Here is a 24,142-nt window from a genome sequence, read left to right on the forward strand (position 1 = left end):
CGGCCCACGCCGGCGCCGTCAGCCACGACCGTGGCCGCCCTTCTACGGACATTTCTCGACCGTTTCCACGACGAGCACATCCCGGAGCGGGACACCGACCCGCCCCGCCTTGGTCTTGATCATGAGACGACTGCCGTTGGCGGTCGCCGCTTCACCGCACAGGACCGTACCGTCGGCGGTCCGCACCAGTAGTCCAGGCTTGGACTTCTCCGGGCCGTACCAGGTGGTGCCCACCGCGGCGACCAGCAGCCCGGTGCACAGCAGGGTGGCGGCGATGCCCTGGCGCAGATCCCTGAGCGCCGTCAGTGCGAGGAGGTGGTCCTGGGCGGCGGTCGAGGCGTTGAAGTCGACGGGCGTGGCGCGTGGCCTGCCGTTGTGCGCGCTGAGCAGCCGGTGGGCGCCATACCCTCCGGCGAGCAGAGAGGCGAGCAGCAGGCAGCCGATGACGATGTGCCACGGCGCCTCCACCTTGTCGACCTCGCTGGGGCCTCGGACCAGTCCGAAACCCACGAGGGCAAGGAGCAGGCCGCCCAGGCCGATGCGCCAGGAGTGGGCGGCCTCCCGCACCCGTGGCAACTCGTTGCGCAGCGCCTGATGGTGCTCGCGGGCACGGGCGGCGTCGGAGCTGTCGACGGGCCGGCCGGGGCGCAGGGAGGCACTCATGAGGCGGTGATCTCCAGCCGCCAGAAGGCGCCGCAGCCGCTCCTGTCTCCGGGCCGGCCGGGATGGTCCTCCTCGCAGGTGCAGATGACGATCTCCTCGTGCACGTCACCGGGCGGTGGAACCGGCTGTGCGCTGCTTCTGCGCCACAGCCGGAAGCTCTTGTAGGTGCTGGTGACGACGGGCACGCGGATCATCACGCGGCAGCGGGGGCAGGGACCGCGGAGTTCGGCGGTGCCGGGTCCGAGCCGGGTGAGGGAGAACTCCTTCGCGGCCTCCTCTTCGAACGAGCGGTGGTTGACCTCTTCGTACGGCACCGGGGTCATGGCATTCCTCTTCTCTCAGCGGCAGCTCTCAGGGACCGATGTGGGTGAACGCCGCCCACCGGCTGGGATGTTCAGGGCTCTGGTGTCTCAGCCGGATCGCGGCCCCGGTCACGGCCACGGCCGACCCCTCCGGACGGAACAGCCCGTCCTTCATCAGTGAACGGAAGACGTCCCGCGCGAGTTCGGTCGCCGTCTCGGCATCGATCGACCACAGCGCGGCCACCACCCGCCGGAAGCCGGAGTAGTGCAGCGCCGCGCCGATGGTGATCGCCTCGTCGCTCAGGTCCAGTCCGCCGGAGGCCGTCATGCAGGCGGAGAGGAACGCGAAGTCACCACGGTAGGAGCCGCGGCTCAGCTCACCGATGCCCAGTGTCCCGTCGCTCAGCAGGAGTCCGCCGCGCGAGGGGTCGAACGGGTCCTGGCGCCCGTGGCAGCTGAAGTGGGCCCAGCGGTGCGTGGCCAGCCGGGACAGGACGGCATCGCGGGTGGCGTCCGGTCCTTCCAGGACGGTCAGCCGCTCCACCCCGAACTCCTCGCGCAACAACCGAACTTCTTCCGCGACCTGCGGCAGCGGTGGCATGTCGGCGGCCTCCTGCACGGCGACCACCAGCAACCGGTCCCTGTCGCAGGGGTCCGGCTCCGGCGAGCGGGTGGCGCGCGCCAGTGCGCGCAGGGTCGGGACGTACGAGGAGACGGTCCGGTCCAGGACGCTGCGCCCGCTGCCGTCGTGGTGCCCCGCCGCGTGCAGCGGCAGGAACGACAGCCAGCCCGTCGGACACCACCAGATACGGTGCCTGCCACCGGACGTCGGATTCGTCTCGTCCAGAGCCTGCAGCACGGGTTCGGCGACGGTGTCCCACAGCCAGGCGAGATCCGGGAGCAGCGTCCTGTCCAGCTCGGCCTGCGCCTCGGCCATGTGCACCTTCGCCGCATGGTGGGCCTGGTAGGTGGCATAGACCTTGCGGACCTGGGCGCGCTGCCTGGTGTGGTGCACCAACTGCGCCGCGGCGTCCGTCATGTGGAGCCCGGCGAGGTGCCTCGCGGTCCGGTCGTGGACCTCACCGGAGGAGAGGTCCGGCAGCGGGACGGCCGTCACTCCGCTGGACGTCACCAGCAGGGCGTGGCACTCCCTCGCCACATTGATCAGCACGCCGGTGCCGTCACCGACCGTCGCCGCGAGATCCTGCCAGCGGGGCGGTGCGAGAAAAGTGGCGAACTGCGGCGCCAACCCCCTTACTCGCGCGACGAGTTCCTCCCACTCGTGAGCCAGCGCGATGCGCTGATCCGTCGCGCTCGCACCATCCGGTTCCGGCCCCCCTGCCACGCCCACGAAAGTAACGGAAGAAGCGAAGCGGGCTCAACCGGTTCGCACCAGTACGTTCATGACGGACGGGGACGGACCGGCGTACGAGGACGCCGCCCTCAGTAGAGCAGACTAAGACCGTGTCCTACATGGTCAGGTTGAGGAGCCGTTTGTAGCAGCAGAGCGCGGCTGCCAGTCCGAGAAAGGCCAGGTAGTTGCGGGGGCGTCGTTCGTAGCGGTGGTTGAGTCGGCGGTAGCCGGTCAGCCAGGACATGGTGCGTTCGATGACCCATCTGCGTCGGCCGAGTCGCTCGCTGGAGTCGATGCCTTTGCGGGCGATGCGGACGCCGATGTGCTTGCCCCATAGCCATCGCCGCAGGTGAGGGATGTCGTATGCCTTGTCCGCGTGGAGACGCCCAGGCTTGGAATCGGTCGCGTGGGATTCGTGTCCCATGTGGAAGTGGGACAGCATCGGCTTCAGGGCGAGGCTGTCGTGGGTGTTGGCCGCGGAGAGTCCGACGCGTAGGGGCAGTCCGTTCGCGTCGGACAAGACGTGCATCTTGGAACCCGGCTTACCCCGGTCCACGGGGCTCGGACCTGTGTGTTCGCCCCTTTTTTAGCGCGGACGTGAGCGGAGTCGAGGACAGCGCGCGACAGGTCGACGAGGTTCTGGCCGTCCAGGAGCTCGAGCACCTTCTGGTGCAGTCGTCCCCACACACCGGCCCGGGACCAGATGAGAAACCGGCGGTGCACGGTCGACTTCGATGCCCCAAAGCACGGCGGCAACGCCCGCCAGGCACAGCCACTGACCAGCACATAGATGATCGCGGCGAACACCGCCTCGTCATCGATGTTCGCGACCCCGCCGCCCTGCGGACGCACCCGCGCCGGCGGCAGCAGTGGCCTGGCGATCTCCCACAGGCCATCCGGCACGATCCATCCCCACCGCCCACTCCCCATGACCAGTCCAACGACCAACTGACCATGCAGGACACGGTCTAAGACCGTGTCCTACGTGGTGAGGCGTCGTTGAGCTGGTCATGGGGCGGGGTACGTGGAGTTGGATTGTTCCGGACGGGTTGTGGGAGATCGCGAAGCCGCTGATTCCTCCGTCGAAGGTGCGGCCGCAGGGCGGTGGAACGCCAGACACACCTGATGAGACGCTGTTCGCGGCGATCATCTATGTGCTGGTCAGCGGCTGCGCCTGGCGCGCTTTGCCACCCTGCTTCGGGATATCGAAGTCGACCGCCCACCGGCGGTTCCTGATCTGGTCGAGAGCCGGTGTCTGGGGCCGCCTCCACGAGGCCGTGCTGCACCGGCTCGACGACGCCGGCCTGGTCGATGTCACCCGCGTCGTCCTTGACACCGCCCACGTAAGGGCGAAAAAGGGGGCGAACACACAGGTCCGAGCCCCGTGGACCGGGGCAAGCCGGGTTCCAAAATGCACGTCCTGTCGGACGCGAACGGCCTGCCCGTCCTTGTCGGCGTCTCCGCCGGCAACGTCCACGACAGCGAAGGGCTGAAGCCGATGGTGGAGGGCCACCAAACGAGACACGACCCCCACCGCGGCCGCCACTTCAAGCCCCAGCGGCTGCACGCCGACAAAGCCTACGACCGGGCCGACCTGCGCAGATGGCTGCGAGGGAAGCGGATCGGTGTGCGGATCGCACGCAAGGGAATCGAGTCCAGCGAACGATTAGGGCGCCGCAGGTGGGTCGTCGAGCGGACGATGTCCTGGCTGTCCGGCTATCGCCGCCTCAGCCCCCGCTACGAACGCGATCCCCGCAACTACCTGGCTTTTCTCGGCCTCGCCGCCGCCCTCTGCTGCTACAAGCGGCTCGTTCGCCTCACCACGTAGGACACGGTCTAATACTCCAGCAGCGGATCGTGTTCTGAGCTGCGTTTTCGGTAGTGGCAGCGGCGGGCGACGGCCTGGCGGTGTCTTCTCCAGGCCGACCACTTCAGTGCGTGGGTGACGGGGTCACGGTCGGCTCGTGGGCGGGGCAGGAGAGCGTCCAGGAGCCGCCGGATCTCTGCCACGGTGAGCGGGACGAGGGCTGATCCGTTTCTGCAGCCCCCTTTGCGGCCTCGCCGCCGGTCTGGGCGGCGAGTGCGGTGAGGACCGCGTGGGCGAGCATGGCCGGGGTGATGTGCCGATACCAGCCGGGATAGCGGCGGACCTCGTACTGGTCGAGGCCGCATTCGTTCTTCGCGGCCTGGAAGCACTCCTCGATCGCCCAGCGGGAGCCGGCCACCTGGGCCAGCTCGGCGATCTCGACGCCGACGGGGGCGTAGGCCAGGTAGTAGGCCACCTCTTCGGGGTCGGACAGGCTGCGGCGGGCCATCACCCACCGGTGGTGGGTGGGCGGGTCGGGGTCGAAGACGAGGTTGGCGGGCAGCTTGGCCGCGGCCCAGTCGTAGATGCGCGGGCCCTTGGCGCCGTCGCCGCAGGACAGCCGCTGCCAGGCATCGGCAGGGGCGTCCTCGATGAGCTGGTCGATGCGCCAGATGCCGGCCAGCGACTTGATCTGCTGCGACTTGGGCACTGCCACCACATAGCCGACGTCGAGCTGCTCGAGCAGGCGGCGGAAGTGCCAGTCCTGCCCGTAGGCCTCGTCCGCGGTGACCCACGTGGCGGGCAGGGCCGCGGCCAGACAGCGTCGGACGATGTCCCGGGCCAGCTCGCCCTTGGTCGCAAAGCCCCGCTCATCGGGGATTTTCGCCGCCCGGCAGCGGTCGCGGTCGGACGTCCAAGCTTTGGGCAGGTAGAGCTCGCGGTCGACCAGGGCCCGGCCCGAGCGGGTGGCATAGGCGGCGAACACGCCGATCTGGCTGGGGGTACCCCCTCTGGGGGATTGTCGATCTTTCCCGAGGTGCCGGTGTACTGCCGGCCGACCCCGGCCGAGGTGGTGCCCTTCTTGATGAACCCGGTGTCGTCGATGATCAACACGCCATTGGGGCCAAGGGACTCACCGACGTAGGCACGGACGTCGTCGCGCAGGGCGTCCGCGTCCCAGACGCTGCTGTTCAGCAGCCGCTGGAAGCCGTCCGGCGTGCGGTGGCCTGCCCATTCAGCGAGCTGCCAGCCGTTCTTCCGTGCCGCTTGACCCAGCAGACCGCGGACGTAGTCCCGCATCCGCCACCGCAGATCCGCCCGAGCGAACCGGCCCGCCACCCGAGCGAACACCGACTCCAACTCCGCAGCCCAGCAACCGACTTCAGTCATGCCCTCCATACCGGGACAACGACAATCACCAGCTCAAGACACGATCCGCTGCTGGAGTACTAAGTCAGCGAGATGACGCCGCGAGATCCCCGTGAACAACCGATGCGCTAGCACCACCCGATTGACCATGATCGCCACACCTGGATCATGCCACCCGCCAGGCACACACGGCCCACCCACTATCACGCACCAACTCGTAAAGCTCGGTGGGCCGGTAGCGTCGATCATGTTGCGGGCCTGCTGGTCATCGCGATGAATTGGAGCTGGCGCGGCGGATGAAGTGAAGTTTCCAGACGTTTAGAGAGACGGAGATAGCGTCCAGCAGGGCCTGCTTCAGGCGTGCGGGGATGTAGCCCTGGCCGAGGCCGGCCGAGGCGACGGCGGCCAACAGCGTATGGTGCTCGTCGTGGCTCAGCTTCTCACGGCAGACGGGATGAGCGAGGACATCACGTGCGACGTATCCGTCCCCCGATGTCGTTGCCTCGTGGGTGAGGCGGTGCGACGCTTCGGTCTGCCGGGTATGTGGGGAGAGGTCGAGTACGGCCAGTCCGAGGCGAGTGCGAAAGACGGAAAGCTCGGGGCCCGTGCCGAGGGCCAGATAGCGCTTCACCATCGTTTCGCCGGGGCCGACCGGGTTCTCGTCGGCTGCGGTGTGGCAAAGCACGGCGAGGCACGCAGCGACCGAGTGCTCCCAATCCTCAACCAGCGTGCTCTTGTGGAGATACTGCAGGGCTTCGCTGGGCTGTCCGCTGAGGCAGCGGACGAGTACTTCCACTTGACGCCCGTCGAAGAGGCGCTGGCCCACACCGCGGTGTTGCTCGCTGTGGGCCTGTGCGCGATCCCATTGGCTGGCTGCGACGAGGGCGCGGGTTCCGTCTCCGAGGAGGACGGTCCACAGCCACTGGCACACCGTCTGATGGTCGGTTGCCGACTGTGTGAGGTGCTGGAAGAACAGAGTGCGGCCGTCGATGACCGCTTCCGTCTTCGATCTCACTGCCCGGTTCAAGGAGTCGAGCAGGTGGTATGCGCTGTCTCCGGCGCTGTCGCGGATGCGTAAACGGGCCAAGTTGACCAAGGGCTCCAGGGCGTACCGGGCCTCCTGCGCGCTCAAGGGCTGAGCGCACAAGATGACCTCGGCGTGACGCCAGCACAGAGTGCGCGCCAGGTCCGGCATGCCACAGTCGCTTGCGATCAGGGCCGCCTTGTTCAAGGCGACGGTCGCGGAGTTCACCTTGTTGTCGCGCTCAGCGGCGGCAGCGAGGTCGCTGATCTCGCGGACCCGATCGGCGAGGGAGAGGCAGGCCGGACGTGGACGGGCGACAAGCGGGAATCGCTGCGCTATCTGGCTGACGTCCATGTCACTGCCATTCGATGACGATGCGGTTCAGCGCGTTGTCGAAGGCGAAGCGGCCGGGCTGCGGTGCGAGCGGGGCCGCGTCGAGCGCCTGGATCTCGAACCCGACATCGAGCGTGCGGAAGTCACGGTCCCAGGTGCGGATCTGGTCCGCGACGTCTCCGGCGAGTGCCTCGCGGTCGGGGCCGTGGCCGATGACGCCGAATTCGTACAGGGCGGCGCCGTCAGAAGCCTTCTTCGCGTACGGGCGCCGGGTGAGATAGGTGAGCGTGCCGCCCTCGAAGACCGCAGTCGAGGATGGGTAGGGCGCGGTGACCAACCCTTTCTCGATGGCCTCGTCCTTGGCGGGCATCCGGCTCAGGCCGTTCGGCATGGCGCAGGTGAGCCACAGCTCCAGGTACTCCGCCGACTCCGGGCCCCGGAAGGTGACGTCCGTCCACACCTCGGTGCGCGGCTGATGGAAGATGTCGCTCAAGGCGTCCGCGTCGACCTGCTGATCTCCATTGGTGACGAGGGTGACGGTGTCGTCAGGGTCTAGGGGAACGAGGACGCGCGGGTCGCTGGCGATGCCCTGGCGCAACGGCATGAACGTGTTCATCTGGCTGCCGACGCTGCGCCAGGATCCGGCGTGGTTTTCGAAGGCGATCGAGCGGGAGACGCTGCCGCGTAAGCGCAGCGGGGTGAGGAGCCGTCCGCCGGGGGCGAGTTGTTCGAGCCAGGCATGGGGCATGGCGTGGGCGCCGACGGTGGCTTCGATGCGGTCGTACGGCGCGTTGGAGGCGTGGCCCACGGCTCCGTCTCCGAGGATCACTTCCACGTTGTCGATGCCTGCGGCGGCCAGTCCGGCACGGGCCCCGTCCACGATGTCCTGGTCCACGTCGAGCGTGGTGACGTGCCCCTTCTCCCCGACGAGGTAGCCCAGGAGGCCGGCGTTGAAGCCGGTGCCGGCCCCCAGCTCCAGGATCCTCTGGCCGGGTTCGACGTCGAGCTGCTCCAGCATCATGGCGACGATGTCGGGCTGGGATGCGCAGCTGATGGAGATGCCGGACGCGTCGAGCTTGGTGTTCACGGGGGCATTGCTGTACGCCTTCTCCAGGGGGACGCCCGGGACGAAGAGGTGGCGGGGCACCGTCCGCATGGCCTCCTCCACGCGGGGCGTGCGCACGCATCCCTTTTCGACCAGATGGTCGATCAGCTGGGAGCGCAGGTGGTCGGCTGAACTGGCTTCGGTGGTGTGACTGTTCACCCCGTCGACCGTAGTGCTCGGCACCCTCTTGGCTGGGCTGGATGCGGCGTTGTCGCTCGTTCCCATGACTACCTCTTTCGCGAGTGTTGACAAGGTGTGCTGGTCCTCCGCGGGGAGGCCCAGACGGTTCCAGTGGAAGATGCCGTGGTGGGCGATCACGGCGCGCAACCCTCGTTCCAGGCGGCCCTGGCGGTTGAGGTCGGCGAGCTGTTGGCCGAACCACTCGAACGTGGCTATCCACTCGGCCAGCGGTGCGAGTCGGCCCTCCGTGACGCTGCGGCTGGTGGTGCTGACGTCGACCGTCATCAGCCGGTGAATTGCAGCCCTGTGCCGTTGCGGATCGCGGATGTCGTCGCCGGAGCGTTCGGCTGCGATCCTCGCCCAGACGTCACCCTGTTCGTACCAGTCGAGTCCCGCTGCACGCATCGCCACGCTGAGCAGGAGGACCGCCAGCTCGCGGCGCCCGAGCCCGGGGCCGCTCGAGGTCTGTTCGCGGGCCGCCTGTTCGAGTAGGTGATGGCTGTCGTGGTGGAACAGGGCGTGCGCGAGCTCTATCGCGGCCGGACCGCCGAAGGCAGTCTCTTCCGGCTCATAGATGCTCCGTGTCCAGGAGGCGAGGACACCAGCCCCGACCAGCTCGTCCAGGGCAGCGTCCAGCCCCTTCGCGGCGTCCGGATCCGCGGGGCGGTAACGCAACCGCCACCATGGGAACTTCCGCAGGAATGACCACTGGGCCAGTCCCGACTCCTGGGCGGTCAGCACCGGGAGCAGGTGCTCCACGGCGGTGGCCTCGGCGCGGCTCCAGTCGGTGAACCGGATGAGGCGCTGCGGCCATTCGTCCGCTGCCATGTTCCCTCTTCTCTATGGCTAGTTGGTCAGGAAGCAGGTGTCCCACCCGGACGCGGACGGCGCTCCGGTGTGGAAGGAGTGGAGGGCGAGGGCGGTGCCTGCGGCACCTTCGAGGAGACCGATGTCCCCGCCTTCGGGTGGGTCGATCAGGGAGTCCGCCAGCGTGCCGGGCGCGATGTCGGTGATCGGTGCCAGGAGCCGGGGCAGGCACTCGGTGAGGCCGGGGGTGGTGGCGTCGGCGGCAACGAGTTGCGTGATGTGCGCCAGACCCGCGAAGCCGTGGCACAGGGAGAGATCCACGGTCGCGCCGAGTTGGCCGGGGTTGGTCATGGCGCGTAAGAGGGCGCCCTCGGAGATTCGTTGACGCGCAGGATTATTGAGAGCCAGAGCGGCAAGTTGCTGAGCGCGGGCGAGTCCGGCGGTCCCGTAGCACCAGGACGGCCGGGAGGGTCCGGAGCCGGGCGTGCCGGATCGTAGCTGCTCGCGGGTGATCCAGTAGGGCCACCACGGGCCGGCGGGGCCCTCCTGCTGCCAGTGATCAAGCCAGGCCAGGATGCGGGTCATCGCGTCGAGGTGACCCTCTACGGTGACGCCGCGGCACGCTGCGAGGGAGAGCACGGCGAGGGGGCCGCCGATGCCGTGGGCGACGCCGTTGTTGGCGTGCCCTTCCAGGTAGTCCGGGGAGGTCGCGCCGGAGGGAGCGAGGTGGCTCCACCAGCCAGGCAGGAATTCGCCGTCGTGCTTGACCGGCTCGGTCAGGCGGACCAGGTACGTCAGGATCTGCCGGAGCACGTCGGTGTGGACGTCGCGGTGCAGCAGGAGCGCGCCCATCCCGCTCAGACCCCGGATCGCGTCGAACTCGGCCAGTGCGGGCATCTCGCCCCGGTCCATGCGCGTGTGCGCGCCGACGAGCCGGTCGCGGATCGCCGCCGTGACGCACCTGTCGAGGGTGTTCAGGGCGCGGACGTAGCGTCCGGGACGGTCGGCTGCGGCGTGCAGGGCGAAGGCGAGCGCGGGCGCCCCGTAGTGGAGGTGGCTGTCCGCGCCCCCCACGGCGGGTTCTGCTGCGGCGCAGGCGAGCCAGTCGTGTGCGCGCTGCCACGGCCCCTGCTCGGTGCGGGCCCGTTCGATGTGCAGCAGCGCGACACCGACCGCGCCGTGCGCGAGGGACTGTGGCCACCAGCCTTGGCGGTGATGCAGCCCTCGTATGTCCCGCGGTGCGGCAAGTCGCCCTGCGATGGTGTCGGCGGCGACCCGCGCTTTTTCACGCAGGTCCATGGTGATCTCCTCGGTGAGTCCAGGCCATGGCGGCGGCGTGGGCCAGCCGTACGCACGTGCGCTCGTCGTCCTTGTCGATGCCGGTGGCACGGATGTGGTGGGCGTGGAGCAGCGAGTCGAGAACGAGGTTCGGGTCGATGCCGCTCGAGATATTCAGCAGCTTCCGGTAGCGGGCCACGGCCTTGTTGCGCTCGCTCCAGGCGGCAGTGATGGTCGCGCCGCCGGGGGCCGTGCGCAGGGCTGCCCAGTCGCCGGTCGGATCGGCTAGACGTACCGCCTCATCGAGCACCCTCCGGTCCAGGGGGCGCGGGTCGGTGATCCGGCCGTGGGTGATCAACCAGTTCATGCCGCCTGCGGTGCTGCCAGTGAATGCGGCAGCGAGCGCGACGAAGTTCGCTGCGGTGAGCACCTGATGGTGAGGGCGCACGTTCTGGGCGAACTGGACGGCCAGGGCGCGGGAGTCCGCAGTGAAAACGTCTTCGGCCAGGCTCATCAGCGGCCCCGTGCCCCACCGGCCGTTTTCCGGGTAGGAGGTGGCGAACTGCATGTCGGTGAGCAGTCCAACACGGCGCAGTTGGGCCGCCCAGGCACCCACGCGCTGTGCGGCGGATGCGAAGTCCTGCGGGTTGGGTACCGCGATGCGCAGACGCAGGTGCCAGCGCGGATCGCGGTAGCGCATGTACCACCACCTTGGCGGTTTTTCCCACTGGGCGAGGAGTCCGGGAAGGTGGCGGGCCAGGATTTCGGGCTGGCGTTCGATGTGCCCGTACAGTTTGACCAGCAGCCATGGAACGGTTCCCGGGAGATGACCGTAGTCGCGGGTGAGGATCTGCTCAGCGGTCACGCGCGGGACGGCTGGCCACTGTGGCGGGCGGGTGGCCGTCATCGGGACGATGATCTCGTGGGCCCGTCCGTCGAACCAGCCCGCGTCGGATACCGCTTCGGTCAGGGCGGCCGACTCGTTGGTGTCCAAGTGGGCGCGCAGCAGTGCGAGGTGCGCGCTTTGGGAGAGGTCCAGCGGGAGGAGCTGGTCGTCCTCGGTCAGCGCGACGTGGTCCGGAACTCGTCGGCGCGTGCGCCACTCGTCGGCGGCCTTGCGCCATTCCTTCCAGGAAGCTCGGCGGCCGGGCAACTCCGACCGGTCCAGCCGCCACCTGGCCGGAGAGAGGATCGTGCGTCCGTAGCGCACGCGCGGCAGGTACGGCAGGGCGGTGGCGGAGGCCCACGGGAAGATGGTCAGAACCGTGGTCTGGGAACGGCTGATCTCGGTGAGGAAGCGGGCGAGCGGGGGCGTGTGGCCGCGCAGGTCCAGAGCGTGCAGCGTCATGGGGTCCAGCAGGCACGCACGGGAGAGGGACACGAGGTAGAGCCTGCGGCGGTCGCAGCCCACGGCGAGGTCATCGAGTGTGACGGTGCGCTCGTCCACCGGGCGGTGCTCCGCCAGGCTGATCACGGCTGGCAGGAGTTCGGCAACGCGGGTGACGTTGGCGTCGCCGCGGTCGAGAGGAGCGAAGGAGACTTGCGTGGGCAACGCGCCGGGCGCGTTGACCGGCAGCTCCTTCAGCATGGCGGCTATGTGAGTCTGGTCCTCTGGTGTGAGTAACCCCAGGCTTCGACCGCTCGTCGTGCCAATTCCGCGGGAGGGCGCCACGCCGTGGAGGGTGAAGTCGCCTTCCTTGAGGGCGGCTTGTGACGTGGCGCGGATCTGGAAGCGCAGCTCCGTGTGGGCCGGCACCTGCGCCACGTTCGGGTCTGCGACCGTCAATGTGCGGACCAGTTCCTCGTCCAGGCAGATCTCGTCGCGGCCGTCGAGCACGGCCGCCTGGGCGAGGGAAAGCAGACGCTGCTCACAGGAGGTCAGGGCCTCACGTCGTTCGGATTCCGCGTCCCGGTATCCGGCCGGGAATCCGAGACCGACATCCGGGTCCACGACGTCCCGGACCGGGACGAGCGAATTGATGCCGTACCGTTCGAAGAACCTGTTGTGGAAGTCCTTCCACCCTGGTGTGCCGAAGGGATGCGCGGAAAGCCGGGCCAGTACGGTGGCGGCCTCCTCCGCCTCGCGGGCAACCTGTGGGGGCAGAGTGAGCGAGCAGTCCATGCGCAGGTCCAGCGTGAGGGGCTGCGCCTTGACGGGGCTCAGGGCCGTCATCTTCTGGCGCAGGGCGGTACGTAGGCGTCGACCGTCCGCCGGGGTGAGGACCTGGTTGTGCTGGCGGATGGCGTCTCGGACCGCTCGCAAGTCTGCCACGAGGTTCGCGGTTGGCGGCGCGTCGGCGGCCTCGGCCTGCTGGACCACGTGGTCGAGGGCGTCCAGGGTGGCGGACGGCGCGTGCAGGCTGCTGATGAGCACACCGCGCTGGACCAGGCTGGTGACAAGCCCTTCCACCCGGTGATCAGGCACGTCGGGGAACCCGGCTTTCACCCGTCTCACGGCTGCCTGGAAAGGGATGGGCGAGGCGGCGGCTTCGACGGCGAGCCGGACGGCGGCTGTGTAGCGCAGGGATACTTCTGCCGCAAGGCTGTTCTCGGTGCGGCGTGAGCGGGGCGGATAGGGGACGATCAACCGGTCACCGCGTACGTAGGCGGTGTTGTTGCCCATCACGTCGAGCTGCCGCAGGAGTTGAGGGCTTGCTTCCAGGCGGGCGATCAGGTCAGCGATCCAGTCGCCGTCGGCGCGTACGACGGCGCGGTGCCACTCGCCCCAGGTCCATCCCGGCTGTGTTCCAAAGGAGGCGGGTGCGATGCCGGCGAACAGGCCGTTGGGGGTTGCTCGGCCCGTCATCCGCAACACGTACCGCATGATTGCCATCACAGCTCGGCGTAGCTGACGGGTTTCGGGTCGAGTCGCTGCGCACAGGGTGGTGATCTGCTGTGCGAGCACGGGGCTGGCCTGCTCGATGGTGTCGGCGACCTCGGTCATCGACCAGACGTCGCGCAACCACGCCTGCCACTGAACTTGCCGGGCCGGGGTGTCGTCGGTGAGGTCCGGCCACGCGGGCAGCGGCAGCCTTGAGTAACGGGTGGCGCGCACGAGTGTCGTGTTCGCACACCGGTACAGCGGTCCGTCCTTCCCGGAATCCATGCACCCTCCCTGGTTCGTGGTGTAGGAGGTGCCAGCCCGCGCGGCGGATGACCGCGCGGGCTGGCACTTCGGCGTGCTGGGGGGTCAGGCCACGTTGGTGGCGCACGGGCTGGAGCAGGTGCTGCCGCAGCCGTCGTCGGTGAGGTTGATCAGCGTGGCCTGTCCGTCGCCGGACTCCAGGACGCTGATGTCGAGGTCGAACTCGTCGTTCTCCATGTGTTGTTTCCTCCATAGGTGTGCGCGGCTCCCATTGAGCCGCGGGATGAGTGCCGCGTGAGCGGCGCCGGCACGGCACGGGCGCTGTGCCGGTGGTCTGGGGTGGTCAGGAGCCGCTGGAGACCCTTGCGTGGGCGGCGGGAGACCAACTGGGTGGTGTCGGCGGCACCTGCATCCGCGAGGAGCTGGTGGAGCGAGACGCGAAGGTCCGCGGGGGCGAGCTTTGCTGCCTGTGTGATGTCGAGCGGTCGACTGCACTCGGTGACGGCTCGCAGAAGGACCAGCCGCGCGTCACTGAGTGCGGGCGCGGGCATGTCCGATGGGGAACAGCAGCTTCCCCGGAAGCGATCAGCCGATGGGCGACGACTGTCAGGGTGCAGCGTTCGGGACTGCGCAGCTTCCCCCGCATGATGCGCAGGTAGGAGTGCGTCGTGCTCGATGAGAGCTGCGTGGCGTCGGCGATTTCACGTGCTGACAAGCCGCCCGCGACGTGCTGGGTGATGCCTTGCTCGGCTGGGGTGAGTGGTGTAGTCGGGGCGGGGGTCACCATGAGGGCCTTCCTCGTTGACATCGGTCAGCGGCTGGGTGCCGGGTGCAGGCGGACGGGGACGGAGGTGTGTCCGTTGCTGATCAGGCTCGGCAGCGTTTCCAGCCCGGCCTGTTCTGTGGCGAGTTGGGTGTGGGGGAAGCGTTCGAAGAGCAGGCGCAGGGCGGTGGCGACTTCGAGGCGGGCGAGCGGGGCGCCGAGGCAGAAGTGGACGCCGTGTCCGAAGGCGAGGTGTTCTTTGCTGGGGCGGGTGGCGTCGAAGCGGTCGGCGTCCTGGTGCCAGCGGGGGTGGCGGTTGGCGGCGGCGTAGGAGGCGAGGATCGCCTCGCCGGCCTTGATTGTCTGCCCGTCGGGGAGGGGGATGTCGGTGAGGGCGTAGCGCAGGGGGAGGTGCTTGACGGCGGGCTGGTGGCGCAGGGTTTCCTCGACGATGTCCTGCCAGGTGCAGCGGCCCTCCCGGAGGTGGGTGAGCTGCTGGGGGTCGGTCAGCAGAGTGGTGATGGCCTGGTCGATGACGTTGACGGTGGTCTCGTACCCGGCGCTGATCATCAGCAGGAGTGTGTCGCGCAGTTCGGCGTGGCTGAGGGCGGAGCCGTCGCCCTCGTCGTCGCGGGTGGCGATCAGCAGCGAGGTCATGTCCTCGCCGGGCTCGGTGCGTTTGGTCTCGATCAGGGCGTCCAGCAGACGGTAGAGGGCGGCGGTGTTTGCGGCCTGTTCCTCGACGGACAGGTGGGTGGCGAACACGGTGTCCACCACGGTGCGGAACTCGGTGCGCTGGTGGGCGGGGACGCCCATGAGCCGGCCGATGACGGCGATCGGCAGGGGGTAGGCCAGGTGCTCGCGCAGGTCGATGACCTCGCCGGTGGGGAGGGCGTCGAGGGTGTCCAGGAGGCCGCTCACCAGGTCGTGGACGATGGGCTTCAGGGCGGCGATGCGGCGGGCGGAGAAGGCGGGGGCGACCATGCGGCGCAGGCGGCGGTGGTTGGGGCCGTAGGCGGTGAACATGTTCTCCACCGCCACCCACAGGGCCAGGGGCCAGGTGGGGACGGTCTCGGCGAAGGCCGGCCAGTGGTTCTTGGCGTCCTTGGAGACGTCCGGGCTGGTCAGCAGGTGCTTCAGGAGGTCGGGGTCGGAGACGGACCAGGCGGTCACGCCGAGGATGTCCACCAGGGTGGCCGCGCCGCGGGCACGTAAGGCCTGGTGCTCGGCGTGAGGGTCGGCGGCTCGGGGGTCGAGGATGAGGATGGGCTGCTGGGGCACGGCGGAAACTCCTTCATCGGGTGGTGGGGAAGACGACGGGCAGTGTGCTGAGGGACCGGTGGAAGGGGCCGGGGCGCCAGATGAGGTCGCCCGGGCGGCAGGCGAGGTCTATCTCGGGGAGGGCGTCGAGGATGTGGTGGATGGCCGTTTCGGCGATGAGGTAGGCGTGGCTGCGGGCCGGGCAGCTGTGCGGCCCGGCGCCCCAGGCGAAGTGGGCGCGGTTGCCGAGGGTGGGTGAGGTCCCGATGGCGGGGTCGTTGTTGCAGGCGGCCAGGGAGATGACCACTGGCTGGTCGGCGGGCAGGAGAACGTCGTCGATGTCCACGGGGCGTGGGGGTAGCTCATGCAGAAGTTGGCCAGCGGCGGGTCGCGGTAGAGGACGGTGTCCAGGGCTTCGCGGACGGAGGCGTCTGCGGCGTGCAGGTCGCCGGAGAAGCCGATGTGGGTCAGCAGCCGCAGGAGGGTGTTGGTGATCAGGTTGGTGAGCGGTTCGATGCCCGCGCCGTAGAGGGTGACGATCTGGTGGATCATTTCGGTGTCGTCGAGGCGGACGGTGTGGGACAGGAGCCGGGTGGTCAGGTCGTTGCCGGGCTGGTGCCGGCGCAGGGCGACCAGGTCGGTGACGGCCTGGGTGAGGATCTGATTGCCGATCGTGGCGTTCACGCCGTCGAAGATCTTCGCCATGCCGTCCGCGATGCGGTGGCCGATCTGGTCGGGGCAGCCGAGCAGGGTGCTCAGCACGTGGAAGGCGATCGGCCAGGCGTACTGGGCCAGGAGGTCGGCCTTGCCGTCGTGGCGGAAGCCGCTGATCGTCTGATGGGCGGCCTTTTCGACCAGGGCGCGCAGGGCGTGCTGGTCGATGGCGTCGAGCGCGGTGGTGTTGGCGGCCCGGTAGCGGGCGTGTTCGGTGCCGGCGGAGCGCAGGGCGTTGGGGCGCCATTCCATCATCGGCAGGACGGGGCAGGTGTCCGGGATCGTCTTTTGCCATGCGCGCGGGTCGGAGGGGAAGCGCATGGGGTCGCCGAGGATGCGGCGGGCCTGCTCGTAGCCGACGACCAGGGTCGCCGGCACCCCGGGGGCCAGGTCCACGGGCACGAGGGGGCCGGATTCCTCGCGCATGCGCCGGTAGGCGGCCTGCGGGTTGGAGGCGAAGTCGGCTTCGTACAGGGGGATGCGGCGGGGGGTGGTGCTCATGGCTGGGGCTCCAGGCGGGGTGCGGGGCGGGTGAGGTACTCGGCGAGGGTGATCAGTGCCTGCAGGCAGGAGCCGTACTCGCGGGCGTCGCACTCGGTCAGCGGGGTGTGGTCTTCCAAGGCGAGGGCCTGGCGGATTTCCGGCAGCGGGTAGCGGGGGGCGTGGTCGAACAGGTTGATCGCCACCGCGTACGGGGTGCCTTGGGATTCGAGGAGGCCGAGGATGTTGTGCGAGGCGTCCAGGTCACGGGTGTCGGCCAGGATGAGCGCGCCCAGGGCGCCTTCGGTCAGGTCCTCCCACAGGGGCCGGAAGCGTACTTGCCCGGGGGTGCCGAACAGGTACAGCACGAGCTGGTCGCTCAGGTGAATGCGGCCGTAGTCCAGGCCGACGGTGGTGGTGTTTTTGCCGGGTGTGCCGGTCAGGTCGTCCACCGCGGTGCTGGCCCGGGTGATCGGCTCTTCCATGCGCAGCGGGGCGACTTCGGAGACGCTGGCGACGAAGGTGGTCTTGCCCACGGCGAAGGCGCCGGCGATCACGATCTTCGCGGACTGTGTCACCGTGGGCGGGACGAAGTCGACGCGGTTAGGCGAGAGCGCGCAGTCCATGGAGCACCCTTTCCATGAGCGAGGCGGCGGGCTGTTCGGGAGCGGCGGGGGCGGTGAGTAGGCCTTGGTCCATGAGGTCGGCGACGAGGATCCGGGTGGCCGACGGCGGCAGGGCCAGGGCGGCGGCGATGTCCGCGACGGCCAGGCCGCCGCCCTGGGCCGGGGCGAACAGGGCAAGGACGCGCCGGGCGTCCGGTCCCAGGCCCTGGATGGTGCCGGTCGCGGCGAACACCAGGCTCTCCAGGCGGACGTCCTGGCTCGGGCGGGTACGTCCGCCCGTGCGGACGTAGGGCCTGACCAGATCCGGGTCCTGCCGCGGCCCGGTCATGCCGTCGGTGCTTTCGTGCTGCCCGTACTGCGTGCGGCGACTGCCAGCTCGCGGCCCACGCGTGAGGCCAGGCGGTGTGCCGCCTCGCTGACCACACCCATGTCGGCGTTCGGCCCGTCCGTCTTCACCACGAGCATGGTGTTCTCGCCTGCCTGGGTGATCAGGGCGATGTGGGTGACGGTTTCGATGAGGACCTGCCGTACCCCTTCGCCGCCGGCTTCCTGCGCGTAGGCCCGTGAGGCGCCCCGTAGTGTGGCGGCGACGGCCGCCAGTTTTTCGGCGTGGTCGATGTCCAGCTCACCGGTGTGGGCTTGCAGCATGCCGTCCGCGGAGACCAGCACGGCGGATTCCACTCCGGCGGTCTTCTCCAGTTCGCTGAGCAGCCAGCCGTTGCCGTTGCCTTTGTTGTTGTGGTTGGTCATGAGTGTGGTCCTTCTTCGGGTGCGGGGGAGGAGGGGGTCTCGCCGCTGCGGGCGCGCTGCGTGCCGCGGGCCCAGGCGGCGACGACGCTCGGCCGTCCCGGTTCAGCGGCGGGAAGACGCGGGGCAGGATCGGGGGTTTTGCTGCGGGTGCGAACGGTGAGGCCGCTGGCCGTCGTCTGGGGCGGTGCCGGAGTCCGGTCCGGCCGGGGGCCGGGCTGCACGGGGGTCACAGAGGCAGCGGTGGCGGCCTCGAGGGGAGCCGGTTCCGCTGGTTGGGCCCCGGGGGCTGGGGTGAGGAGGTCCTGGGGGAGGAAGAGGAGGGCGCGCGTGCCGAGGAATGCGTTCGGTGCTTCCAGATCGACGCGGAAGCCGTAGGCGTCCGCGAGGGCGGCGGCGACCGGAAAACCGGTCTGCGGGTGGGCGCCGAGCTGGGTGAGGTCCTCGTGGCGGTGCCCGGTGAGGATGTCGCGTGCCCGGTCGAGCTGCTCGGGTGTCATGCGCAGGCCGGCGTCGTCCACCAGGATGGTGACGCCGTGGTGCCCCTCCTGGAAGGACACGTGCACGGTCGCGTTCGGTGGCGAGTACCGCACCGCGTTGTCCAGCAGGAGCGCCAGGGTGTGCACGACCGGTCCGACGGCCCGGCTCGTCACCGCGGTGGGCAGTTCCTGGGTACGGACCCGCTGATAGTCCTCGATGTGGCCCATCGCGGCGCGTACCACGTCGGTCAGGGCGGTCGCCGGCCACCGTCGTGTCAGCTTGCCGCCGGCCAGCACGGCCCAGCCCTGGGCGGTCAGCAGCATCTGCTGGACGGTGTGGTCGATGCCGGTCAGCGTCTCGAACGCGGCGTCGCTCTCATGCCGTCGTACTCCCTCGCTCACCTGCCGGCCGGTTTTCGCTGCCATCCCGACGAGGGCGGACGACACGCTCCGCACCGCAGTCCGGGCGGATTCCAGTGCGGTCGAGTGGATCTGTGCCGTCTCCTGCGCTGTGATCGTACGGATTTGTCTGATTTCTTCCGCTGCTGCCGCCTGGGCCTGCTCGACCTGCCTGCGGGCCGCGCTGTGGGTGTCTTGTGCGACCGCGTGCACGACCTCGGCGGCGCGGACCGCGATCGCCGTCAGCTGCTTGCCGACCGTGGTGCCGGCCAGCTCTGCGGGCAGGGGCGGAAGAGCGCCCGGTCTGCCGGTGTGCCGTAACTGCGGAAGCGTCTGCTGCAGGAGGTGGACCAGGGCGCGTTCGGTGGCCCGTTGCTGTCGGGCGAGCCGTTCGGCTTCCTGGCGTGCCGTCTGCCAGTGGCGCCGCAGGACCCATGCCGCCGATCCACCGGTAGTGAGCGTGAGGGTGAGCAGGAGGGCGAGGGCGGTGCCGGCGGTGCTCATCGGACCTCCACCGGCGTGAGGGCGGTGGCGGCAGTGGCGGGCTTGCGGGCGTCGAGGCGCTGCAGGAGGAGCGCCGACTCGATCAGACCTATGTGGCTGAACGCCTGGGGATAGTTGCCCAGTTGCCTTCTTGTGGTCACGTCGTACTCCTCGGCCAGCAGACCGAGATCGCTGCGCAAGGCCAGCAGACGGTTGAAGAGGGCGCGGCCCTCCTCGAGGCGGCCGGTCAGGGCGAGGGCGTCGACCAACCAGAAGGAGCAGAGCAGGAAGGTGCCTTCCTCGCCGACGAGCCCGTCCACGCCCACCGTGTCTGCGGCCGTTGCGTATCTCTGGACGAACCCTTCGGGCGTGGACAGCTCCCGGCGGACGGCGTCCACCGTCCCGATCACCCTCGGGTCGTCGGCGGGCAGGAAACCGACGCGGGGGATCAGCAGCAAGGACGCGTCCAACTCGGCCGAACCGTAGAACTGGGTGAAGGTGTTGCGTACCGGGTCGAACCCCTTGGCGCACACCTCGTGGTGGATGGTTGCGCGTAATTCCTTCAGGACGGCCAAGTCGACGTTCAGAGCACCGGCCTCGGCCAGGCGGATCGTCCGGTCGACCGCGACCCAGGCCATCACCTTGGAGTGCACGAAGTGCCGACGCGGCCCGCGGATCTCCCAGATGCCCTCGTCCGGCTCCCGCCACCGCTGCGCAAGGTGCGCGATGAGACGCTGGTGCAGGGCGGCGGTGTCGCTGCAAGGAGCGAGGCCGCCCCGGTGGACGAGGTGGAGGGTTTCGATCACTTCGCCGTACACGTCGAGCTGCAGCTGGTCCGCGGCCCCGTTCCCGACCCGTACCGGAGCCGAGCCCTCATAGCCGGGCAGCCACGGCAGTTCCCACTCCCGCAGATCCCGCTCCCCGGTGACGTCGTACATGATCTGCAGGTTCTCCGGGTCGCCGGCCACCGCGCGCAGCAGCCACCTGCGCCACGCGCCGGCCTCGGCCAGGAAACCGATGTTCAGCAGGGCGGCCAGGGTGGTGGAGGCGTCGCGTATCCAGGTGTAGCGGTAGTCCCAGTTCCGCCTGCCGCCGAGGGTCTCCGGCAGCGAGGTGGTCGGCGCGGCGACGATCCCCCCGCTGGGGGCGTACGTCAGGGCCTTCAGCGTGATCGCGGACCGGACGACGGCCTGACGGTCGGGCCCGTCGTAGGTGCACTGCCGGCTCCAGTCCTGCCAGACCTTGAGTGTCGTGGCGAGCGCGGCATCCGGGTCCGCTACCTCGGGTGCGGCGCCGTGCGAGGGGCCCCAGCTCAGGACGAACGCCACGCTCTCACCCGTAGTGACCGTGAAGGTGCTCACGATCGCGCCGTCCTTCTCCGTCTGCCGGGTGGAGGTGTCGAGCCAGAGCGCATCGGCGCCGGCCTCGGCGACCATCCGCCCGCCCACTTCGTGAATCCAGGGGCTGACCCGCCCGTAACCCGGCCGAGGACGCAGGGCGGACCGCATCGGAACTTCGCCGGCGACCCCTTCGACGATCCGGATCACCTGCGGCGCCCCGTCCCGAGGCGGCATGAAGTCGGTGACGCGGACGGAGCCTGCCGGCGTGTGCCACAGCGTTTCAAGGACGAGGGAGTCCCCGACGTACCGCCGCTCAGCAGCGGGTTTTGTGCCGGTGGCGCAGGCGGGGGCTATGCGCCAGGCACCGTGCTTTTGCGTGCCGAGCAGGGCGGCGAAGACAGCGGGCCGGTCGAAACGGGGCAGGCACAGCCAGTCGATCGATCCGTCGTCACAGACGTGCGCGCTGGTCTGCATGTCGCCGATCAAGCCGTACTGCTCGATACGGGGAAGGCGTTTCATTGTTCGGGTCTCCGTAGGTCCGGGAATCCGGAGAGGGGTCGGGGCCGCCTGGCGGCCGAAGTGAACGGGGAGCGGGGGAAGGACGCAGGCGCCAGGCCGCAGGCCGTCCGGTGCTGGTGTGGCGGCGTGCCCGTCGCCTCGGCCTTTGACCGGCCGGTTGTCGGTCGCGGTGGCCGACTCGCGCTTGGTGAGCAGGCGCATCACTCTCGTGGCACCGAGGCGGCGATGGCCAAGAGGAGAAGGGCGACAGCGAAGACCGCGACGCGCCCTGCATGGCGACGGGGCCTCCACCGCTGGCGCATGCTTCTTCGCCACCAGGGCAAGGACCGCTCGGTGAGGTCCTGGGCGGTGGACACCAGATCCTGTGTGGCCTCGGCCAGCCGGACCAGATGCACGCGGCTGCGCACGTATCCGCAGGGGACGGGAGCCGAACCGAGCTGCTGCGCGTGAGCGAGGGCGGGAGTTGTGGGAGGAAGGACCGCTCCCAGTCGGTTGATGTGGCCTCGCAACCTCAGGGTGAGGACCTCCACGTCCGCAGCGGTCTCCGGCAGAGGCGAGTGATCACCGAGAACCAGGGCGATGGTCTCGCCGGCGGCGACGGTCTCCTCTCGCCGCCGCATGGTTTCCCTGACTGCAGCACCGTGCAACGCGGTGCCAAGGCCGGTGAGGGAAAGCCGGCCCCGGCGGGCGGCTGATGAGGAAGGCATAGCGGGACTCCTGTGCAAAGTCAGCCGAGTTGAAGGGAGAACGCCGTACGGGATCGGCAGCTGGCGTGCGAAGTGAGTGACCTAGCGGCTACGTTGAGTGAAGCGTGAATCCCCGCTGAGGGGTATGCCCGTGCACACCCCAAAGCCGTCAAAGGCGTCAAAGACCATTTCGACTCGGAAGACAGCGCATGGCTCGTCAGCGAAACGTCGCCCTCGCCGCCCTCCTGCGCGAAGCGGGCTGGTCCCAGCCACAAGCAGCCGCGGCAGTCGCGCGGGTAGCCGCGGAAAGCAAGGTGCGTGAGCTGGAGGCCATCTCCCGCTCGCACATCGCCATGTGGGTTCAAGGCACGCACCCGAGCGGCCAGGCGCCCCATATCCTTCGTGAGACGCTGTCCCGCAGGCTCGGCCGCCGCCTCACCCCGGCCGACCTCGGGCTGGAAGACGGACCGACAGCAACGACCGACAGCGGTTCCGACTGGAGCGTCGACCCTGTGACCGTGCTGGCCGAGCTGGGAAGCGACGACCTGGACATGCACCGACGCAAAATGCTGGCGACCACCGCCTACTCGGCCGCCGGCCTTGTGCTGCCCCCTGCTTCGTGGTGGGCAGCCGCCCCTGCCGCCGCGGCCTCGCGCCCCTCGGTCTCGCCCCGGCGAGTGGCCCAGGCCGACATCGACGACGTCCGCAACCTCACGACCTTCTACTCCGCACGAGACCAGCAGCGCGGCGGAGCCTCGGGGCGCTCGGCCCTCGCCGGCCACCTTCGCGACGAAGCAGTGCCCCTGCTGGGCAGCAGCTTCACCACAGAACAGATGCGTCGTGACACCTACTCGGCCGTTGCGGAGATGACCTACCTCGCGGGATGGATGGCCTTCGACGCCTCCGAGCACCGCACCGCCCAGCGCTACCTCACCCTCGCCGCCCGCATCGCAGCCGAAGCGGGCGACGGGCCCCTCAGCGGCCACATCCTTCGCGCTCTGGCGCACCAAGCCGTGGACCTCGGACATGCCCGCCGAGCGCTCGCTCTGGCCGACGCCTCCATGACCCGGGACCGCTATGGCCAAGCCAGCCACCGTGAGAAGGCCCTGCTCGCGATCGTCCACGCCCGAGCCCTCGCGGCAGACGGCAACCGCGCCAAAGCGCTCGCGGCCATCAGCCGCGCGGAGCGGGACCTCGCCCGCGCCGACCACAACGATGCACCGGGCCGCGTGGGCTTCTTCCAGGAAGCATCCCTGGCCCACGAGACCGCCTGCGCCCTGCGAGACCTGGGCCGGCCAGGCGATGCAGAGATCCACTTCCAGCGCAGTGTCGCCACCCGCCGCCGACAGCAATACGCCCGCACCCACAGCGTGACCCTCGGCTACCTCGGCGCCGTCCAGGTCCAGCAAGGACACCTCGACGAGGCATGCGCCACCTGGAATCAAGCCCTCGACGCCATGGCCGGCGTCCAGTCCGGCCGCGCCCGCGACGTCATCGTCCGTATGCAGAGCGACCTCTCGCCCGTCCGGCAACGCGGTGGTCGCCACGTCGCCGAACTGGACCGCCGAGCACGGAACATGCTGCGGACCATAGGCTGACCGCAGAGCAGATCCGCGGCGTCGGCCGGAGACCGCCGCACACGCTACGCCCAGGGAGAGGAACGAGCGCCGATGGCGACATATGAGGTCAAGTCGATCGCAACAGTCGTCGGGGGCCACACCCGCGTGCAGGATGATTACCAGGGCGGAGTCGAATCGATCATCAGGCTCCACGACACCTACCCCCTCGAAACACTGCAGGGGATCGAGGAGTTCTCCCACCTGACGGTGACGTGGCGCTTCCACCTGGCGCGGCCCGAAGACGTCCAGCTCCACGCACGCAGCCCACGGGGAAACCAGAGCTGGCCGGCGACCGGTACGTTCGTTCACCGCAACCACCGTCGGCCCAACCAACTGGCGATCAGCTACCCGCGGTTGCTCAAAGTCGAAGGCCGGGAACTCCTGGTCACCGATCTCGACGCCGTCGAAGGGACGCCCGTGATCGACCTGGCCCCGTACTTCGAACAGATGGGGCCTCGAGGCCCGATCCGTCAGCCCGCATGGCCCGGCGAGATGCTTGAACCGAACTACTGGGCGAAGGCAAGCGAGCGGCCCTTGGAACGCCCTGTGTAGCGGGCGTGACTGTGCTGTCCGACTCGGCGTTCGCATGGTCGGGGACCAGCTGGAGGTCTGACTCAAACCCGTGACGGTAAATACGACTGCGGGAGCGTCCACCGGCCACGGTGTCATGACGGACTGAGCTGCCATCCGCAGGTAGAGCGGGTGATCGTCGAGGCCCGGA

At 69.3% G+C, this 24,142-nt stretch carries 20 protein-coding genes and 1 pseudogene; 3 read left to right on the plus strand and 18 right to left on the minus strand.

Annotation, left to right across the window (positions count from 1 at the left end; translation table 11 throughout):
- Positions 1-42 precede the first annotated feature (42 nt).
- The 4 genes from GL259_RS00670 to GL259_RS00685 all read right to left on the minus strand — a co-directional run bounded on the left by GL259_RS00670 (position 43) and on the right by GL259_RS00685 (position 3,249).
- A complete protein-coding gene (locus GL259_RS00670; RefSeq protein ID WP_159528254.1) occupies positions 43-663 on the minus strand; it encodes a hypothetical protein in 621 nt (206 codons plus the stop codon).
- Positions 660-986, minus strand: coding sequence for a hypothetical protein (locus GL259_RS00675; protein WP_159528256.1), 327 nt, complete (start codon positions 984-986; stop codon positions 660-662). The genes GL259_RS00670 and GL259_RS00675 overlap by 4 nt, the downstream gene beginning before the upstream one ends.
- Before the next feature lie 28 nt (positions 987-1,014).
- On the minus strand, positions 1,015-2,310 hold the full coding sequence (locus tag GL259_RS00680) for a CHAT domain-containing protein (RefSeq protein WP_159528258.1): 1,296 nt from the start codon (positions 2,308-2,310) through the stop codon (positions 1,015-1,017).
- Positions 2,311-2,434: 124 nt separating this feature from the next.
- Positions 2,435-3,249 (minus strand): IS5 family transposase gene (locus GL259_RS00685; protein WP_243762168.1). Its coding sequence is split into 2 segments (ribosomal slippage): positions 2,435-2,901 and positions 2,901-3,249, totalling 816 coding nucleotides; the frame shifts between segments, so codons are not numbered across the junction.
- Positions 3,250-3,329: 80 nt separating this feature from the next.
- On the opposite strand from GL259_RS00685, the gene GL259_RS00690 reads away from it, so the two are divergent.
- A protein-coding gene (locus GL259_RS00690) for an IS5 family transposase (RefSeq protein ID WP_159528260.1) occupies positions 3,330-4,147 on the plus strand; the annotation gives its coding sequence in 2 pieces (ribosomal slippage) (positions 3,330-3,672 and positions 3,672-4,147; 819 coding nt in all).
- A 103-nt stretch (positions 4,148-4,250) separates the two neighbouring features.
- On the opposite strand, the pseudogene GL259_RS00695 reads toward GL259_RS00690, so the two are convergent.
- From GL259_RS00695 to GL259_RS38175, 14 genes and pseudogenes are all read right to left on the minus strand, one after another.
- Positions 4,251-5,524 (minus strand): annotated as a pseudogene (locus GL259_RS00695) (IS701 family transposase).
- A 235-nt stretch (positions 5,525-5,759) separates the two neighbouring features.
- Positions 5,760-6,872, minus strand: a complete 1,113-nt coding sequence (locus GL259_RS00700) for a hypothetical protein (RefSeq protein ID WP_159528262.1) — start codon at positions 6,870-6,872, stop codon at positions 5,760-5,762.
- Between the two features lies 1 nt (position 6,873).
- Entirely contained in the window at positions 6,874-8,964 is a 2,091-nt protein-coding gene (gene fxlM, locus GL259_RS00705; RefSeq protein WP_159528264.1) for a methyltransferase, FxLD system, read from the minus strand.
- A gap of 18 nt (positions 8,965-8,982) precedes the next feature.
- Entirely contained in the window at positions 8,983-10,242 is a 1,260-nt protein-coding gene (locus GL259_RS00710; protein WP_159528266.1) for a lanthionine synthetase C family protein, read from the minus strand.
- On the minus strand, positions 10,229-13,327 hold the full coding sequence (locus GL259_RS00715; RefSeq protein WP_159528268.1) for a lantibiotic dehydratase: 3,099 nt from the start codon (positions 13,325-13,327) through the stop codon (positions 10,229-10,231). The genes GL259_RS00710 and GL259_RS00715 overlap by 14 nt, the downstream gene beginning before the upstream one ends.
- Before the next feature lie 84 nt (positions 13,328-13,411).
- Positions 13,412-13,543, minus strand: a complete 132-nt coding sequence (locus GL259_RS00720) for an FxLD family lanthipeptide (protein ID WP_159528270.1) — start codon at positions 13,541-13,543, stop codon at positions 13,412-13,414.
- Between the two features lie 574 nt (positions 13,544-14,117).
- Positions 14,118-15,350: a cytochrome P450 gene (locus GL259_RS00730; RefSeq protein WP_159528274.1), complete on the minus strand. Its 1,233-nt coding sequence runs from the start codon at positions 15,348-15,350 to the stop codon at positions 14,118-14,120.
- A 108-nt stretch (positions 15,351-15,458) separates the two neighbouring features.
- A complete protein-coding gene (locus tag GL259_RS00735) occupies positions 15,459-16,544 on the minus strand; it encodes a cytochrome P450 (RefSeq protein WP_347814600.1) in 1,086 nt (361 codons plus the stop codon).
- Entirely contained in the window at positions 16,541-17,149 is a 609-nt protein-coding gene (locus tag GL259_RS00740) for an ATP/GTP-binding protein (protein WP_166461398.1), read from the minus strand. The genes GL259_RS00735 and GL259_RS00740 overlap by 4 nt, the downstream gene beginning before the upstream one ends.
- Positions 17,127-17,477, minus strand: coding sequence for a DUF742 domain-containing protein (locus tag GL259_RS00745; protein WP_159528276.1), 351 nt, complete (start codon positions 17,475-17,477; stop codon positions 17,127-17,129). Before GL259_RS00745 ends, GL259_RS00740 begins: the two co-directional genes overlap by 23 nt.
- Positions 17,474-17,899 (minus strand): roadblock/LC7 domain-containing protein, encoded by a 426-nt coding sequence (locus GL259_RS00750; protein WP_159528278.1) that lies wholly within the window; start codon positions 17,897-17,899, stop codon positions 17,474-17,476. The genes GL259_RS00745 and GL259_RS00750 overlap by 4 nt, the downstream gene beginning before the upstream one ends.
- The gene (locus GL259_RS00755; protein ID WP_159528280.1) at positions 17,896-19,278 is read right to left on the minus strand and encodes an ATP-binding protein; all 1,383 of its coding nucleotides are present in this window, start codon (positions 19,276-19,278) and stop codon (positions 17,896-17,898) included. The genes GL259_RS00750 and GL259_RS00755 overlap by 4 nt, the downstream gene beginning before the upstream one ends.
- Positions 19,275-21,116, minus strand: a complete 1,842-nt coding sequence (locus GL259_RS00760; RefSeq protein WP_159528282.1) for a glycoside hydrolase family 15 protein — start codon at positions 21,114-21,116, stop codon at positions 19,275-19,277. The genes GL259_RS00755 and GL259_RS00760 overlap by 4 nt, the downstream gene beginning before the upstream one ends.
- Positions 21,117-21,316: 200 nt before the next feature.
- Positions 21,317-21,823, minus strand: a complete 507-nt coding sequence (locus tag GL259_RS38175; RefSeq protein WP_347814601.1) for a DUF6415 family natural product biosynthesis protein — start codon at positions 21,821-21,823, stop codon at positions 21,317-21,319.
- Positions 21,824-22,011: 188 nt separating this feature from the next.
- Here GL259_RS38175 and GL259_RS00765 point away from each other — a divergent pair, with 188 nt between their 5' ends.
- Both GL259_RS00765 and GL259_RS00770 read left to right on the plus strand, forming a co-directional pair.
- On the plus strand, positions 22,012-23,400 hold the full coding sequence (locus GL259_RS00765) for a Tat pathway signal protein (protein ID WP_208026389.1): 1,389 nt from the start codon (positions 22,012-22,014) through the stop codon (positions 23,398-23,400).
- 72 nt (positions 23,401-23,472) lie between these two features.
- Complete coding sequence (locus GL259_RS00770; protein WP_159528284.1) at positions 23,473-23,973, plus strand: SAM-dependent methyltransferase; 501 nt, start codon at positions 23,473-23,475, stop codon at positions 23,971-23,973.
- The last annotated feature ends 169 nt before the right edge of the window (positions 23,974-24,142 follow it).

This window comes from Streptomyces sp. Tu 3180, assembly GCF_009852415.1.
Lineage (GTDB): Bacteria > Actinomycetota > Actinomycetes > Streptomycetales > Streptomycetaceae > Streptomyces.

Bases quoted from the DNA above. Each gene is read 5' to 3' on its own strand.
- GL259_RS00710 (WP_159528266.1), bottom strand. From the start codon at position 10,242: ATGGACCTGCGTGAAAAAGCGCGGGTCGCCGCCGACACCATCGCAGGG.
- GL259_RS00700 (WP_159528262.1), bottom strand. From the start codon at position 6,872: ATGGACGTCAGCCAGATAGCGCAGCGATTCCCGCTTGTCGCCCGTCCA.
- GL259_RS38175 (WP_347814601.1), bottom strand. From the start codon at position 21,823: ATGCCTTCCTCATCAGCCGCCCGCCGGGGCCGGCTTTCCCTCACCGGC.
- GL259_RS00670 (WP_159528254.1), bottom strand. From the start codon at position 663: ATGAGTGCCTCCCTGCGCCCCGGCCGGCCCGTCGACAGCTCCGACGCC.
- GL259_RS00770 (WP_159528284.1), top strand. From the start codon at position 23,473: ATGGCGACATATGAGGTCAAGTCGATCGCAACAGTCGTCGGGGGCCAC.
- GL259_RS00750 (WP_159528278.1), bottom strand. From the start codon at position 17,899: ATGACCAACCACAACAACAAAGGCAACGGCAACGGCTGGCTGCTCAGC.
- GL259_RS00715 (WP_159528268.1), bottom strand. From the start codon at position 13,327: ATGGATTCCGGGAAGGACGGACCGCTGTACCGGTGTGCGAACACGACA.
- GL259_RS00675 (WP_159528256.1), bottom strand. From the start codon at position 986: ATGACCCCGGTGCCGTACGAAGAGGTCAACCACCGCTCGTTCGAAGAG.
- GL259_RS00745 (WP_159528276.1), bottom strand. From the start codon at position 17,477: ATGACCGGGCCGCGGCAGGACCCGGATCTGGTCAGGCCCTACGTCCGC.
- GL259_RS00765 (WP_208026389.1), top strand. From the start codon at position 22,012: ATGGCTCGTCAGCGAAACGTCGCCCTCGCCGCCCTCCTGCGCGAAGCG.
- GL259_RS00720 (WP_159528270.1), bottom strand. From the start codon at position 13,543: ATGGAGAACGACGAGTTCGACCTCGACATCAGCGTCCTGGAGTCCGGC.
- GL259_RS00760 (WP_159528282.1), bottom strand. From the start codon at position 21,116: ATGAAACGCCTTCCCCGTATCGAGCAGTACGGCTTGATCGGCGACATG.
- GL259_RS00740 (WP_166461398.1), bottom strand. From the start codon at position 17,149: ATGGACTGCGCGCTCTCGCCTAACCGCGTCGACTTCGTCCCGCCCACG.
- fxlM (WP_159528264.1), bottom strand. From the start codon at position 8,964: ATGGCAGCGGACGAATGGCCGCAGCGCCTCATCCGGTTCACCGACTGG.
- GL259_RS00755 (WP_159528280.1), bottom strand. From the start codon at position 19,278: ATGAGCACCGCCGGCACCGCCCTCGCCCTCCTGCTCACCCTCACGCTC.
- GL259_RS00735 (WP_347814600.1), bottom strand. From the start codon at position 16,544: ATGAGCACCACCCCCCGCCGCATCCCCCTGTACGAAGCCGACTTCGCC.